This window comes from Pseudomonas sp. TYF_14 (assembly GCF_043105275.1).
In the GTDB taxonomy this organism is placed as follows: Bacteria; Pseudomonadota; Gammaproteobacteria; order Pseudomonadales; family Pseudomonadaceae; genus Aquipseudomonas; species Aquipseudomonas alloputida.
Genome location: NZ_JBICLK010000055.1, coordinates 61,394 through 76,384 on the forward strand (window position 1 = coordinate 61,394; position 14,991 = coordinate 76,384).

Consider the following 14,991-nt stretch of genomic DNA (forward strand, 5'->3'; position numbering starts at 1 on the left):
TCAAGCCCTTGAGCACGCGTTTCATACACGGCTCCGACGACTGGGAAGTACTGTTTCAGCAGCGGTGAAAGTTATTGGCCAAGGCGGTAACAATTACCGCCTTATACCGATACTTTCAAACTTCGGTTATTAACCGCGCGGCGCGTAGGCAAACACATCGGCACGCATGCGGTGCGCATCCATACCGGCTTCGACCAGGGCGTCGAGCGTGGCATAGATCATGTTCGGTGAGCCGCTGGCATACACATGCACACTATTGAGGTCGGCAATGTCTTCGCAGACCGCTTCATGCAGCATGCCGCAGCGGCCTTCCCAGCCGCACAGGTCGCTGACCACTTGATGCAGGAACAGGTTAGGCAGACGCTGCCATTCGTCCCAGTGCTCTATCTGATAGAAATCCTCAGGCCGGCGCACCCCCCAATACAGGTGAACCGGGTGCTTGAAGCCCTGAGCACGGCAGTGCTCGACCAGGCTGTGCATCTGGCCCATTCCGGTGCCAGCGGCAATCAGCACCAGCGGCCCGTCAGGCAGCTCGGCCAGGTGGGTGTCGCCAAACGGCATTTCGATGCGCGCCAGGCCATCTCGCCTGAGCTGGTCGATCAGTTGCACCGCACTGGGCTCACGCGCCAGCACATGCAGCTCCAGTTCACGCCCGGCATGTGGCGCGGACGCCAGCGAGAAGGCTGCCTGCTTGCCGCCCTCACGTTCGATCATCAGGTATTGCCCCGCGTGGTAGCGCAGAGGCTTGCCGGCAGGCGCACGCAGGCGCACCCGCCAGACGTCGCCGCCGACGTCGACGCACTCACTGACGCTGCACGCCAGCTTGCGCACTGGCAGTTCGCCCAAGGCAAGCACACCGTCCCAGAGCAACACGCAGTCCTCCAGCGGTTCGGCAATGCAGGTGAACAACTCGCCATGGTCGCGGACTTCGCCATCCTGGCGAACCCGCCCTTCAACCAACAACGCGGCGCAAACATGGCAATTGCCATTGCGGCAGCTGTTTGGGCAGTCATAGCCCAGCCGCCGTGCTCCATCCAGGATCCTCTCCCCGGGTTCAAGCGCCAGCACCGCCCCGGACGGCTGCAACGTTACCTGCATCAATCTATTCCCAACTGATCCCACAGCTCATCGATACGGCGGGTGACGGCCTCATCCTTGACGATGACCCGGCCCCATTCGCGTGTAGTCTCGCCCGGCCACTTGTGAGTAGCGTCCAGGCCCATCTTCGAACCCAGCCCCGACACCGGTGACGCAAAGTCCAGGTAGTCGATCGGGGTGTTGTCAATCATTACCGTATCACGCTTGGGGTCCATGCGCGTGGTAATGGCCCAGATCACATCGTTCCAGTCACGAGCGTTGATATCGTCATCGGTGACAATAACGAACTTGGTGTACATGAACTGTCGCAGGAACGACCACACACCCAGCATTACGCGCTTGGCGTGGCCGGGGTACTGTTTCTTCATTGTCACCACCGCCATGCGGTACGAGCAGCCTTCCGGCGGCAGGTAGAAGTCGGTGATTTCCGGGAACTGCTTCTGCAGGATCGGCACGAACACTTCGTTCAGCGCCACGCCGAGAATGGCCGGCTCATCTGGCGGCCGGCCGGTGTAGGTGCTGTGGTAGATCGGTTTTTGCCGGTGGGTGATGCGCTCAACGGTGAACACCGGGAAACTGTCCACTTCGTTGTAGTAGCCCGTGTGATCGCCGTAAGGGCCTTCCGGGGCCATTTCGCCTGGGTGGATCACCCCTTCCAGAATGATCTCGGCGGTTGCCGGTACCTGCAGGTTGCTGCCACGGCACTTGACCAGCTCGGTGCGGTTGCCTCGCAGCAGGCCGGCGAAGGCGTACTCGGAAAGAGTGTCCGGTACCGGGGTCACGGCGCCGAGAATGGTCGCCGGGTCAGCGCCCAGCGCCACGGCGACCGGAAACGGCTGGCCGGGGTTCTTCTCGCACCACTCTCGGTAGTCGAGGGCGCCGCCACGGTGGCTGAGCCAGCGCATGATCACCTTGTTGCGGCCGATCACCTGCTGGCGGTAGATGCCCAGGTTCTGGCGGTCCTTGTTCGGGCCACGGGTCACGGTGAGGCCCCAGGTAATCAGCGGCGCCACGTCGCCAGGCCAGCAGTGCTGAATCGGCAGTGCGCCGAGGTCGACATCATCCCCCTCGACCACCACTTCCTGGCACACCGCGTCCTTGACCACTTTTGGCGCCATCGACACGACCTTCTTGAAGATCGGCAGCTTCGACCAGGCGTCCTTCAGGCCCTTGGGCGGCTCAGGCTCCTTGAGGAAGGCCAGCAGCTTGCCGATTTCCCGCAGTTCGCTGACCGACTCGGCGCCCATGCCCATGGCCACCCGCTCCGGGGTACCGAACAGGTTGCCCAGCACTGGGATGTCGAAGCCGGTGGGCTTTTCGAACAGCAATGCCGGGCCCTTGGCGCGCAGGGTGCGGTCGCAGACCTCGGTCATTTCCAAGACGGGGGAGATCGGTACCTGGATGCGCTTGAGCTCGCCGCGCTGTTCCAGGCCACGAATGAAGTCGCGCAAGTCGCGATACTGCATGCAGGAGCCTCGTGTTGGCCGTATCGGTCGGGGTGCAGAGTGTAGCGCCGTTCGGGCCTTGTTTGGGGGTGAAAATGCATTGGGGCCGCTTTGCATCCCTTCGCGGAAGCCCGCTCCTACAAGGGCCGCAATGACCTGTGCAGGAGCGGGCTTGCCCGCGAAGGGCCGCAAGGCGGCCCCAATCAATCCAGCCTGAAACGCTCGCTTACTTGCGCTTCATCGACAGGAAGAACTCATCGTTGGTCTTGGTCTGCTTGAGCTTGTCGACCAGGAACTCGATGGCAGCGATTTCGTCCATCGGGTGCAGCAGCTTGCGCAGAATCCACATACGCTGCAGCTCGTCGTCAGCGGTCAGCAACTCTTCGCGGCGAGTGCCGGAGCGGTTGATGTTGATGGCCGGGAACACACGCTTCTCAGCGATGCGGCGGTCCAGCGGCAGCTCCATGTTGCCGGTACCCTTGAACTCTTCGTAGATCACTTCGTCCATCTTCGAGCCGGTTTCAACCAGCGCAGTGGCGATAATGGTCAGCGAACCGCCTTCCTCGATGTTACGCGCAGCACCGAAGAAGCGCTTGGGCTTCTCGAGGGCGTGGGCGTCGACACCACCGGTCAGCACCTTGCCGGAGCTCGGGATCACGGTGTTGTAGGCACGCGCCAGTCGAGTGATCGAGTCCAGCAGGATAACCACATCTTTCTTGTGCTCGACCAGGCGCTTGGCCTTCTCGATCACCATCTCGGCAACCTGCACGTGGCGGGTTGGCGGCTCGTCGAAGGTGGAAGCAACCACTTCGCCACGCACGGTGCGCTGCATTTCGGTCACTTCTTCCGGGCGCTCGTCGATCAGCAGGACGATCAGGTGGCACTCAGGGTTGTTACGGGTGATGTTGGCCGCAATGTTCTGCAGCATGATCGTCTTACCGGCTTTCGGCGGGGCAACGATCAGGCCGCGCTGGCCTTTGCCGATCGGGGCGCACAGGTCGATGACGCGACCGGTCAAGTCCTCGGTGGAGCCGTTACCGGCCTCCATCTTCAGGCGCTTGTTCGGGAACAGCGGCGTCAGGTTTTCGAACAGGATCTTGTTCTTCGCGTTTTCCGGGCGGTCGAAGTTGATGGTATCGACCTTCAGCAGGGCGAAGTAACGCTCCCCTTCCTTCGGTGGGCGGATCTTGCCGACGATGGTGTCGCCGGTACGCAGGTTGAAACGGCGGATCTGGCTGGGCGAGACATAGATATCGTCTGGGCCGGCCAGGTAGGACGCATCAGCCGAACGCAGGAAACCGAAACCATCCTGGAGAATCTCCAGCACGCCGTCACCCGAGATCTCTTCGCCGCTTTTCGCATGCTTCTTCAGCAGGGCGAAAATCACGTCCTGTTTGCGCGAACGGGCCATGTTTTCGATGCCCATCTGTTCGGCCATTTCCAAAAGATCGGTAATCGGCTTTTGCTTGAGTTCAGTCAGGTTCATAAGGGGAATGACGTAATCATGTAAGAAGGGAGAATTAAGCTTCTGGCTTAATGAGGCCGCGCCGCTGGATGGCGACAGGATCGCGTACTGATTCGAATTAGGGATGCTTCGGCGACGGCATGTAGAGGGCACTGGAAAAGCAGTGCGAGGCCGAATGTAACACTTGCTTTTTTCTGCGTCTAGTGCTCTGAAAAAGAAAAGCCCCGCATTTGCGGGGCCTTTTCACATCACAGGTGGGCGTCGAGGAATGCGGCCAGCTGCGATTTGGACAGTGCGCCAACCTTGGTGGCTTCGACGTTGCCGTTCTTGAACAGCATCAGCGTCGGGATACCACGCACACCGTGCTTGGCCGGGGTTTCCTGGTTCTCGTCGATGTTCAGCTTGGCGACGGTCAGTTTGCCCTCGTAGGTGGAAGCGATGTCGTCCAGAACCGGAGCGATCATCTTGCATGGACCGCACCATTCAGCCCAGTAGTCGACCAGTACCGCGCCTTCGGCCTTCAGGACATCGGCTTCGAAGGAGGCGTCGGTGACATGTTTGATCAGATCGCTGCTCATGGATATCTCCAGGGTCGTAAGCAAAAAACGTGGCCCATGATAGCCGCACCTACGCCGGACAGGAAGCCACGGACGATTGAGTGTAACTATAGTTGCGCAAGACGCCGCGAATCGAAACTGTCATATGGCCGTCATAGAATCGAATGGCACATTGCCTTGCATCAAGGCCAGTACAACGGCTGAGTGTCACGCGTTGGCGATAGCCTGCTATCGTGGCACGATTGCCAGGTTAACGACCGAGAACAACCAGATCATGCCGCATACCATCGCGAAGAACCTGTCCCTGATCGCCGCCATCGACCTTGGCTCCAACAGTTTTCACATGGTCGTGGCCAAGGCCCACCATACCGAAATCCGCATCCTTGAGCGGCTCGGCGAGAAGGTTCAACTGGCCGCAGGCATCGACGAAGAGCGCATGCTCAGTGAAGAGGCAATGGAACGAGGCCTGGATTGCCTCAAGCGCTTTTCCCAGCTGATCAACGGCATGCCGACAGGCTCCGTGCGTATCGTCGGCACCAACGCCTTGCGCGAAGCGCGCAACCGTAACGAATTCATCCAGCGCGCCGAAGCCATCCTCGGCCACCCGGTGGAGGTCATCTCTGGCCGTGAAGAGGCGCGCCTGATCTACCTGGGCGTGTCGCACACCCTGGCCGACACCCCCGGCAAGCGCCTGGTGGCCGACATCGGCGGCGGCAGTACCGAGTTCATCATCGGCCAGCGCTTCGAGCCGCTGCTGCGTGAAAGCCTGCAGATGGGTTGCGTGAGCTTTACCCAGCGTTACTTCCGCGACGGCAAGATCACCCCGGCCCGCTATGCCCAGGCCTACACGGCCGCGCGCCTGGAACTGATGAGCATCGAAAATGCCCTGCACCGCCTGACCTGGGATGAGGCCATCGGCTCATCCGGCACCATTCGCGCCATCGGCGCTGCCATCAAGGCCGGTGGCCTGGGCAATGGCGAGGTCAACGCCGAAGGCCTGGCCTGGGTCAAACGCAAGCTGTTCAAGCTGGGCGAAGTCGACAAGATCGACTTCGACGGCGTCAAACCAGACCGCCGCACTATCTTCCCGGCGGGCTTGGCGATTCTCGAAGCGATCTTCGATGCCCTTGAACTGAACCGCATGGACCACTGCGACGGCGCCCTGCGCGAAGGTGTGCTGTTCGATCTGCTTGGCCGCCACCACCACGAAGACGTGCGCGAACGCACCCTGAACTCGCTGATGGAGCGCTATCACGTGGACCAGGGCCAGGCTGCGCGCGTCGAGCGCAAGGCGTTGCACGCATTCGACCAGGTGGCCGACGCTTGGAACCTGAAAGACGGAAACTGGCGCGATCTACTGGGCTGGGCCGCGAAAGTGCACGAAATCGGGCTGGACATTGCCCATTATCACTACCACAAGCACGGCGCCTATCTGATCGAGCACTCGGACCTGGCAGGCTTTTCCCGGGAAGATCAGCAGATGATGGCCCTGCTGGTACGCGGCCACCGCCGCAACATCCCCAAGGACCGTTACGCCGAACTGGGTGATGAAGGGGTCAAGCTGCTGCGCCTGTGCGTATTGCTGCGCTTTGCCATCCTGTTCCACCACATCCGCGGCACCCAGCAGATGCCAACGGTAGAACTGCACGGCGGGGACAACAGCCTGGATGTAGCCTTCCCTGAAGGTTGGCTGCAGCAGAACCAGCTGACCCAGGCCGACTTCGCCAACGAGGCGGAGTGGCTGGCCCGGGTCGGCTTCGTCCTCAGCGTACGTTGAGGACCGGGTTGCTCAGGCGCTCCAGCAGGGTCGCCTGAACGCTGCGCGGGTTCTGGTTGCCGGTCGGGGTGCTGCGCACGTAGCGCCCGTCTGGCTGCAAGGTCCAGGCGTGGGTATTGTCGGTCAGGTAGCCTTCCAGCTCCTTCTTCACCCGCAGCAACAGTTTCTTGCCTTCCACCGGGAAGCAGGTCTCGACACGCTTGTCGAGGTTGCGCTCCATCCAGTCGGCGCTGGACAGGTAGATCTGCTCTTCGCCGCCATTGAGGAAGTAGAACACCCGCGTGTGCTCGAGGAAGCGGCCAATGATCGAGCGCACCTGGATGTTGTGCGAAACCCCCGGAATGCCCGGGCGCAGGCAGCACATGCCACGCACCACCAAGTCGATTTTCACGCCCGACTGGCTGGCCTTGTACAACGCCTTGATGACTTTGGCGTCGGTCAGCGAGTTGAACTTGGCGATGATGTGCGCCGGCTTGCCTTCAAGGGCAAACTGGGTTTCCCGCGCGATCATGTCGAGCATGCCCTTTTTAAGGGTGAACGGCGCATGCAGCAGCTTCTTCATGCGCAGGGTCTTGCCCATGCCGATCAGCTGGCTGAACAGCTTGCCGACGTCTTCGGTGAGCGCATCGTCAGAAGTCAGCAGGCTGTAGTCGGTGTACAGGCGGGCGTTGCCGGCGTGGTAGTTGCCGGTGCCCAGATGCGCGTAACGCACGATCTCGCCCTGCTCGCGGCGCAGAATCAGCATCATCTTGGCGTGGGTCTTGAAGCCAACCACACCGTAGATCACTACCGCACCAGCCGCTTGCAGGCGGCTGGCCATCTGCAGGTTGGACTCTTCGTCAAAACGCGCACGCAACTCGATCACCGCAGTGACCTCCTTGCCGTTACGCGCCGCATCCACCAGGGCGTCGACGATTTCCGAGTTAGCCCCCGAGCGGTACAGGGTCTGGCGCACGGCGAGCACGTGCGGGTCCTTGGCGGCCTGGCGCAGCAGGTCGACCACTGGCGTGAAGGACTCGAACGGGTGCATCAGCAGGATGTCCTGCTTGCTGATCACACTGAAAATGTTGTCAGCGTTCGCCAGCAGCTTGGGGATCGCCGGGGTGAACGGTGTGTATTGCAGTTCCGGGTGGCTGTCCAGGCCGGTGATGCTGAACAGGCGGGTGAGGTTGACCGGGCCATTGACCTGGTACAGCTCGCTTTCGCTGAGGCTGAACTGCTTCAACAGGTAGTCCGACAGGTGTTTCGGGCAGGTGTCGGCCACTTCCAGGCGCACGGCGTCACCGTAGCGGCGCGAGAACAGCTCGCCGCGCAGCGCGCGGGCCAGGTCGTCGACCTCTTCAGAGTCCAGCGCCAGGTCGGCGTTGCGCGTCAGACGGAACTGGTAGCAGCCCTTCACCTTCATGCCCTGGAACAGGTCGTCGGCATGCGCGTGGATCATCGACGACAGGAACACGTAGTTTGCGCCCGGGCCGCCCACCTCTTCCGGCACGCGAATAACCCGCGGCAACAGGCGTGGTGCCGGGATGATCGCCAGGCCCGAGTCGCGACCGAAGGCGTCCACCCCCTCGAGCTCGACTATGAAGTTGAGGCTCTTGTTCACCAGCAGCGGGAACGGGTGAGTCGGGTCGAGGCCAATCGGGGTAATGATCGGGGCAATTTCGTCGCGGAAGTAGCGGCGTACCCAGGTCTTGAGCTTGGGTGTCCAGTAGCGGCGGCGGATGAAGCGGATCTGGTGCTTTTCCAGCTCAGGCAGCAGCACGTCGTTGAGGATCGCGTACTGGCGCTCTACCTCGATGTGCACCAGTTCGCTGATACGCGCCAGCGCCTGGTGCGGCTGCAGGCCATCGGCGCCGGCCTGTTCACGGGCGAAGTTGATCTGCTTCTTCAGGCCGGCGACGCGAATCTCAAAGAACTCGTCGAGGTTGCTGGAGAAGATCAACAGGAACTTGAGGCGTTCCAGCAGCGGGTAGTTCTCGTCCAGTGCCTGCTCCAGCACCCGGATATTGAACTGCAGTTGCGAGAGTTCGCGATGAATGTACAGGCTGCTGTCGTCCAGGCCAGGGACGGCGATGGTCGGGGACGGCGCGGGCACCGGAGCCACAGCCTCGACCACCTGTTCCGCTACAGGCTCGGCCACCGGAGGCAGGTCTGGCGGGGTCTGCAGCATCTCTTCTGGGAGCTCCTGAGCATCCTTGATCGCGACAGGGCTTAGCACTTCATTATTCATCTGGCGTTCCTGAGGACGTTAACGCCCTATCATCTATTGAGCGGCAAGATAAGCGCTCATTATGACGCCCGTGTTACACACATGGGCAAGCCGTGGCAAGTGGCTTGTGGCATTGTCTGCGCTGGAAATGTTCACGTCGAGACACATTTGGACACTTTCACGAACGCGCGCGAAGGGGTAGGCTGCGCGTTCATTTCGCCAGCACCTCAGAAAATGCTTCAACAATTCCTGCAGGATTTCGGCTACTTCGCCCTTTTTCTAGGCACCTTCTTCGAAGGCGAGACCATTCTGGTGCTTGCGGGATTCCTTGCGTTCCGCGGTTACATGGATATCAATCTAGTATGCCTGGTGGCCTTCTTCGGCAGCTACGCGGGCGACCAGTTGTGGTACTTCATGGGCCGACGCCACGGGCGCAGGATCCTGGCGCGCAAGCCGCGCTGGCAGGCAATGGGTGACCGGGCGCTGGACCACATCCGCCGCCACCCCGATATCTGGGTGCTGAGCTTCCGCTTTGTCTATGGTTTGCGCACGGTCATGCCGGTGGCCATCGGCCTGTCGGGTTACCCGCCACGCCGTTACCTGCTGTTGAACGGTATTGGCGCGGGCGTCTGGGCAGTGGCCCTGGGCGCCGCCGCCTACCACTTCGGCGCCATCCTCGAAGGCTTGCTGGGCAACGTCAAGCGTTACGAGCTATGGGTGCTTGGCGGCCTGGTGGCGCTGGGCGGCCTGCTGTGGCTGCGCCGGCGCTTCCGTACTCTGCGCGCGGAGCGCAGGGCGGCGAGCCAGGCCCAGCCCCCAGAGGCTGAGCAGGCTGTAAGCCACGAGCAGAAGCCAGGTCAGCGGCACGACCACCGCTAAGCCCAAGGCGCCGGCCAAGTACAATGCCGGCGCATTCAGACACAACCGCGCCAACTCCAGGCGTGCAGACCAGGGCCGGTTCTCCAGCAACGCGCCCAGCACGAACAAACCAAACGCCATCAGTGACCAGCCGAGCACCAGCGCGGCGGCCGGCACGCGGTCAGCCACGTCCATCAGGTAGCTGCCCAAGGCCACATAAACCACGAACTGCGCCGCCACATAGGCTTGTTGCCCGCGCCCCAGGGCAATCTCGAACTTGCGAAACAGCGCCAGGTCCTGTTTGGCCTGCGGGTAGCGTGCGGCCACATCGGCCGGGCGCCAGCCGGTAGGCATGAACCAGATACGCAGCTTGTCCCACAGGCTGGTGGTGCGCCGGGCGTCATGCCAGAGCTGGGCATAGAACTGCAGGTTGGCCCATAGCGGGTTCCAGCTGGCCAGCGGCGTGGTCACCCCGAACACCACCGGCTCGGCCGGGTCCTCCTCCTTGAAAGTGCCGAACAGACGGTCCCAGAGAATGAACACACCACCGTAATTGCGATCCAAGTAAGCAGGGTTTTGCGCATGGTGGACGCGATGATTGGACGGCGTGATCAACACCCACTCCAGCCAGCCAAGCTTGGGAATATGCCGGGTATGCACCCAGAACTGATACAGCAGGTTGAGCGAGGCCACGGTAATGAACACCAGTGGCGGCACGCCCAGCAGCGCCAGCGGCAGGTAGAACAGCCACGAGAAGATGAACCCGCTACTGGTCTGGCGCAGCGCCGTGGTGAGGTTGTACTCCTCGCTCTGGTGATGCACCGAGTGCGCAGCCCACAGCACGTTGCGCTCATGCCCCAGGCGGTGCAGCCAGTAGTAACAGAAGTCGTACAGGACAAAGGCCAGCAACCAGACCCACCCTGCCTGCGCCGGCAATTGCAGCAGCGCCAGGTGCTCGAAGGCCAGAGCATAGGTGACCAGCCCTACGCCTTTGGTCAGCAGGCCGGTACTGGTCGACAGTGCGCCGGTACTCAGGCTGTTGATCGAGTCGGCCAGGGTGAAATTGTGCTGGCCGCGCACGCGGTCGGCGACCAGCTCAACGGCTATCAGCACAAAAAAGAACGGCACGGCCAGCAGTATCAGGTCCATGGGCGCGACCTCAGGTGTTATCCACCAAGATTAGGCCGCCCCCGCAGGAATCCCTATGGCGACATCTGCCAAACTAGAGGACATTTAGCGCCTCGACACTGGAGTAATGAGCATGACAAAAAAAGTAGCGGTGATTCTTTCCGGCTGTGGCGTGTATGACGGCGCCGAAATCCACGAAAGCGTGATCACGCTGCTGCGCCTCGACCAGCGCGGTGCGCAGGTGCAGTGCTTCGCGCCGAACATCGCACAGATGCATGTAATCAACCATCTGACCGGCAAAGAAATGCCCGAATCGCGCAATGTACTGGTGGAGTCGGCGCGCATCGCCCGCGGCGAGGTCAAGGATATCCGTGAGGCCAAGGCCGAAGACTTCGATGCGCTGATCGTGCCGGGCGGTTTCGGGGTCGCTAAAAACCTGTCCAACTTTGCCGTGGAAGGCGCCAACTGCAGCGTGAACCCAGACGTGCTGGCCTTGGCCGAAGCCTTTGCCGACGCCTGCAAACCCGTTGGCCTGATCTGCATCTCGCCGGCGCTGGCGGCGAAGATTTACGGGCCGGGCGTGGTCTGCACCATCGGGCGCGATGCCGGCACTGCGGCGGCTGTCGAAAAGATGGGCGGCACCCATGAAGAATGCGATGTACACGACATTGTCGAAGACACCCAGCGCAAGCTCGTGACTACCCCGGCGTACATGGAGGCCAAGTCGATCAGCGAGGCGGCGGGCGGGATCTACAAGCTGGTGGACCGAGTGCTGGAGCTGACGCACGAGTAAATTACTGCGTTGGCTTCTTCGCGGGCATGCCCGCTCCCACAGGTCCAGCGCAGGCTTCAAGGCCACGCGGTACCTGTGGGGCAACTGCGCGATCGCCCGTAGGAGCGGGTTTACCCGCGAACACCGGCAGAGCCGGTGCCATCCACCGCGCCAGCCTGGGCTGTCGCCTACAGGAATCTGTCAGCCTTTCGAGAGCCGGGCAATGATCCGGTCCAGTGCATTGGCAAACGCCTGTTTCTCACGTTCGCCATAGGCCGCCTGCCCGCCCCCCACCTGGCCCTGCTCACGCAGCTCGGTGAACAGGTTGCGCGCCGCCAGGCGGTCGCCCATGTTGCGCTCGTCGAACTCGCGCCCACGCGGGTCCAGCGCGGCCACGCCCTTTTTCACCAGGCGGTCGGCCAGCGGCACGTCACTGCAGATCACCAGCTCGCCCGGCACGGCGTGCTCCACAATGTAGTCGTCGGCCGCATCCATGCCGCTGGGCACCACGATCAGGCGCACGATCGCGAACGCCGGCTTGGCCACCGCCTGCCCCGCCACCATCACCACCTCGAACTTGCGCTTGAGGGCGAACTTGACGATCAGATCCTTGGCCGCCTTGGGGCAGGCGTCGGCATCGATCCATACACGCATTGGACACTCTCTACATGAACTCAATGCGCCCATCATGCCTGAAGCGCAGCGAAAGCTGGAGCAGGCCAGCGCTGGAAAAATGGCGCCAAAAATTCAATTACCGCTTATCCGACCCCGCCACTCAGGCTAAACTCGCCACAGCTTCAATGGCCTGCCCGAGCGCGCAATGAACCACCCTCACGAAATCCGCCCTGACCTGGACGAAGGCATCGACCGCAAGGTCCTGGCGACATTGCGTGCGCGCTTCCTGCATCTGAACCAGGGCCGACTGCAGCGGGCTAAGGAAGGCCTGTCAACGCGCCAGCAACAGGTACTGTCATTGCTGCCGCTGCTGTTTCACGTGAACCACCCGCTATTGCCGGGTTACGTCTCCGGCAGCACCCCCGCGGGCGTATCGGCTTACGAGCCAAGCGCCGAGCTGGTGGCAGATGCCCAACGCCTGGCACGCTCGTTCACCTACAAGACCCAGCATGGCAACCCGCCACGCCCGATCCACGGCCTGTTCTTGATGGGCAGCCTGGGCTCGCTGGCGCAGGCCGAGCACAGCGACATGGACCTGTGGGTGTGCCATGCACCCGGCTTGCCCGAACAGCTGCTGGGTGAGCTGCGCCGCAAGTGCCAGCTGCTGGAGGCCTGGGCGGCAAGCCTGGGCGCCGAAGCACACTTTTTCCTGATCGACACACAGGGCTTCGCCCAAGGTCAGCGCGATGGCCAGCTCGGCTCCGACGACTGCGGCACCACCCAGCATTATCTGCTGCTGGACGAGTTCTACCGCACCACCCTGTGGCTGGCCGGGCGCACGCCGCTGTGGTGGCTGGTACCGGTGTACGAGGAGCACAACTATTACAGCTACACCCAGACGTTGCTGTCCAAGCGCTTCATCCGCAGCCAGGAAGCCCTTGACCTCGGCAACCTGGCGCACATTCCGCCCGGCGAGTTCGTCGGCGCTGGCCTGTGGCAATTGTTCAAAGGCATCGACTCGCCCTACAAATCGCTGCTCAAACTGCTGCTGACCGAAGCCTACGCCAGCGAACACCCTGCGGTGCGCTGCCTGAGCCTGGACTACAAGCAGGCAGTGTTTGCCAACCAGCTCGACCTCGACGAGCTGGACCCCTACGTGATGGTCTACCGGCGCATCGAACGTTACCTGCTGCAACGCGGCGAAACCGCGCGCCTGGAGCTGGTAAGACGCAGCCTGTACCTGAAGGTGAACAAGAAGCTCAGCGACCAGGGCCGCAGCCATGGCTGGCAACGTCGGCTGCTGCAGCGCCTGGCCGACGAATGGGGCTGGGACCAGCGCCAGTTGGCCCTGCTGGACAGCCGCAGCCAATGGAAAGTGCAGCAGGTCGCCGTCGAGCGGCGTGAGCTGGTGGCCGAGCTTAACCTCAGTTATCGCTTCCTCAGCCAGTTCGCCCGCACCCAGAACGCCAGCAGCCGCGCCGACCAGCGCGACCTCAATGTGCTGGGCCGGCGCCTGTACGCCGCCTTCGAGCGCCGCGCCGGCAAGGTCGAAGTGATTAACCCCGGCATCGCCCCTGACCTCGCCGAAGACACCCTGACGCTGGTCCAGGCACCCAACCGCAAGGAGCCGGGCAGCTACCACTGGGAGCTGTACAGCGGCAACCTGAGCACCCATGAGGTACAGCACTTCAGCCCGATGAAGCGCTGCCGCGAGCTACTCGAACTGCTGACCTGGGCCCATCGCAACGGGGTGATCGACAGCAGCACCCGCATGGCACTGCATCCAGGGGCCAGCGACCTCGGGGAGTTCGAGCTGTTCAACCTGCTGGGCTGTCTGCGGCAAAGTATCCCCCTGCCCTTGCCGACCGTCAGCGAAGTGCGCCTTTTGCAGCCCAGCGTTGCCGATGAGGTGTTGTTGCTGGTCAACGTCGGCGTCGACCCGCTGCGCCACCACCGCGACCTGAACGTGCTGATGACCACAGAGCGCACCGACGCGTTGAGCTACGCTGGCGTGCGCGAAAACCTGGTGCTGACCCTGGACCAGGTCACCGTCAACAGCTGGAACGAGGTGCTGGTCCAGCGCTATGACGGCGAACACGCGCTGGTGCGCTGCCTGCGCGACTTCCTCAACAGCCCGGCGCAGCGCGGCCACCGGCCACGGGTGCGGGTACGCTGCTTCTGCCAAAGCCGCGCCCAGCCTATCGGCCAGCGCGTAGAGGAAATTTTCGACACTGTGCAGCTGCTGCGGGACCAAGGGCTCCACCACCGCTACCTGCTACAAGTGGCCCAACACACCCATGTGCTGGAGCTTTTGCCCGAGCATGTCAGCCTGACGACCCTGGCCGAGCATGAGGCGCTGCTGGCCTACCTGGGCGAAGAACGCAGTGCCTACAGCCCGCTGTACCTGGATGCCAATGCCCTGCAGGATCACGACCTGCGCCTGGTGCTGGAGCAAGGCCGGCCAGCCTGCATTCAGGTGTTCTACCGTCTGCAGGGCGGCTGGGCCGACGTGTATGTGCTGGATGAATACAACGCATTGTGGCAACAACGCCTGCCGCTGCATGACGAAGCGCATCTGCTGTTGCCACTGCAACGCTTTCTGCGTTCGGTGGTGATGCGCCGCGATGCACGCCTGCCCCTCGATAGCCTGCGGCCCGCCTCGCTGGATATCCACTTCGCGCAGCTGTTGCCCACCGGCCCAGGCAAGGCACGCAGCATCGAGCCGCGCCTGGCCCCGGCCGAGGGCAGCGACCAGCCTTACTATGAGGTACAGGCGATTATCCAGGCCGGTGTGGCGGGTGTGGCGCATGTGACGTTGTACTGCGACCAGCAGGAGTTTTCCGAACTGGAACATGGTGAGCAGCTGTACGCGGTGGTGGCCCGGCAGATCATCGGTCAGCGCCGTGGCGCAGAGCGGTACCGGTGCTATATCACCGACCTGGATTTGTCCGAGCTGCTGGATGACCGGCTGGGGGCAACGCAGGTCTACCTGAGCTACAAGCGGGTGCTGGAGCAGGCTTTGAATGAGGGGCTGGAACAGGTTTTGGCGCAGGGCGCCTGAACTCGC

The 14,991-nt window shown here is 62.4% G+C and carries 10 protein-coding genes and 1 pseudogene; 4 read left to right on the forward strand and 7 right to left on the reverse strand.

The features are described from left to right. Positions 1-129: 129 nt before the first annotated feature. From ACF8O8_RS14945 to trxA, 4 genes are all read right to left on the reverse strand, one after another. The gene (locus tag ACF8O8_RS14945) at positions 130-1,098 is read right to left on the reverse strand and encodes a CDP-6-deoxy-delta-3,4-glucoseen reductase (RefSeq protein WP_010955736.1); all 969 of its coding nucleotides are present in this window, start codon (positions 1,096-1,098) and stop codon (positions 130-132) included. Continuing rightward, entirely contained in the window at positions 1,098-2,564 is a 1,467-nt protein-coding gene (gene ubiD / locus ACF8O8_RS14950; protein ID WP_020192776.1) for a 4-hydroxy-3-polyprenylbenzoate decarboxylase, read from the reverse strand. Before ubiD ends, ACF8O8_RS14945 begins: the two co-directional genes overlap by 1 nt. Before the next feature lie 205 nt (positions 2,565-2,769). Next, positions 2,770-4,029: a transcription termination factor Rho gene (rho, locus tag ACF8O8_RS14955; RefSeq protein WP_003253661.1), complete on the reverse strand. Its 1,260-nt coding sequence runs from the start codon at positions 4,027-4,029 to the stop codon at positions 2,770-2,772. A gap of 227 nt (positions 4,030-4,256) precedes the next feature. Continuing rightward, positions 4,257-4,586 carry a thioredoxin TrxA gene (gene trxA / locus ACF8O8_RS14960; RefSeq protein WP_003253660.1) on the reverse strand — a complete coding sequence of 110 codons (330 nt, stop codon included), beginning with the start codon at positions 4,584-4,586 and terminating at the stop codon, positions 4,257-4,259. Positions 4,587-4,839: 253 nt separating this feature from the next. Here trxA and ppx point away from each other — a divergent pair, with 253 nt between their 5' ends. Then, positions 4,840-6,342: an exopolyphosphatase gene (gene ppx, locus ACF8O8_RS14965; protein WP_392509907.1), complete on the forward strand. Its 1,503-nt coding sequence runs from the start codon at positions 4,840-4,842 to the stop codon at positions 6,340-6,342. Here the strand turns inward: ppx and ppk1 are convergent. After that, positions 6,329-8,572 carry a polyphosphate kinase 1 gene (gene ppk1, locus ACF8O8_RS14970; RefSeq protein WP_049588332.1) on the reverse strand — a complete coding sequence of 748 codons (2,244 nt, stop codon included), beginning with the start codon at positions 8,570-8,572 and terminating at the stop codon, positions 6,329-6,331. The genes ppx and ppk1 overlap by 14 nt on opposite strands. A gap of 213 nt (positions 8,573-8,785) precedes the next feature. Here ppk1 and ACF8O8_RS14975 point away from each other — a divergent pair, with 213 nt between their 5' ends. Next, positions 8,786-9,430, forward strand: a complete 645-nt coding sequence (locus tag ACF8O8_RS14975; RefSeq protein ID WP_010955740.1) for a DedA family protein — start codon at positions 8,786-8,788, stop codon at positions 9,428-9,430. Positions 9,431-9,931: 501 nt separating this feature from the next. On the opposite strand, the pseudogene ACF8O8_RS14980 reads toward ACF8O8_RS14975, so the two are convergent. Further along, positions 9,932-10,558 (reverse strand): annotated as a pseudogene (locus ACF8O8_RS14980) (sterol desaturase family protein); the annotation flags it as partial. A gap of 112 nt (positions 10,559-10,670) precedes the next feature. On the opposite strand from ACF8O8_RS14980, the gene elbB reads away from it, so the two are divergent. Then, the gene (gene elbB / locus ACF8O8_RS14985; RefSeq protein WP_392509908.1) at positions 10,671-11,330 is read left to right on the forward strand and encodes an isoprenoid biosynthesis glyoxalase ElbB; all 660 of its coding nucleotides are present in this window, start codon (positions 10,671-10,673) and stop codon (positions 11,328-11,330) included. Positions 11,331-11,510: 180 nt separating this feature from the next. Here the strand turns inward: elbB and ACF8O8_RS14990 are convergent, their stop codons facing one another. Next, entirely contained in the window at positions 11,511-11,963 is a 453-nt protein-coding gene (locus ACF8O8_RS14990) for a YaiI/YqxD family protein (protein ID WP_014592810.1), read from the reverse strand. Between the two features lie 166 nt (positions 11,964-12,129). On the opposite strand from ACF8O8_RS14990, the gene ACF8O8_RS14995 reads away from it, so the two are divergent. Next, complete coding sequence (locus tag ACF8O8_RS14995) at positions 12,130-14,985, forward strand: class I adenylate cyclase (protein ID WP_392509909.1); 2,856 nt, start codon at positions 12,130-12,132, stop codon at positions 14,983-14,985. Positions 14,986-14,991: the final 6 nt, after the last annotated feature.

Coding starts and splice junctions, on each gene's coding strand:
- ACF8O8_RS14990 (WP_014592810.1), bottom strand. CDS start 11,963: ATGCGTGTATGGATCGATGCCGACGCCTGCCCCAAGGCGGCCAAGGAT.
- ppk1 (WP_049588332.1), bottom strand. CDS start 8,572: ATGAATAATGAAGTGCTAAGCCCTGTCGCGATCAAGGATGCTCAGGAG.
- rho (WP_003253661.1), bottom strand. CDS start 4,029: ATGAACCTGACTGAACTCAAGCAAAAGCCGATTACCGATCTTTTGGAA.
- ubiD (WP_020192776.1), bottom strand. CDS start 2,564: ATGCAGTATCGCGACTTGCGCGACTTCATTCGTGGCCTGGAACAGCGC.
- ACF8O8_RS14995 (WP_392509909.1), top strand. CDS start 12,130: ATGAACCACCCTCACGAAATCCGCCCTGACCTGGACGAAGGCATCGAC.
- trxA (WP_003253660.1), bottom strand. CDS start 4,586: ATGAGCAGCGATCTGATCAAACATGTCACCGACGCCTCCTTCGAAGCC.
- ACF8O8_RS14945 (WP_010955736.1), bottom strand. CDS start 1,098: ATGCAGGTAACGTTGCAGCCGTCCGGGGCGGTGCTGGCGCTTGAACCC.
- ppx (WP_392509907.1), top strand. CDS start 4,840: ATGCCGCATACCATCGCGAAGAACCTGTCCCTGATCGCCGCCATCGAC.
- ACF8O8_RS14975 (WP_010955740.1), top strand. CDS start 8,786: ATGCTTCAACAATTCCTGCAGGATTTCGGCTACTTCGCCCTTTTTCTA.
- elbB (WP_392509908.1), top strand. CDS start 10,671: ATGACAAAAAAAGTAGCGGTGATTCTTTCCGGCTGTGGCGTGTATGAC.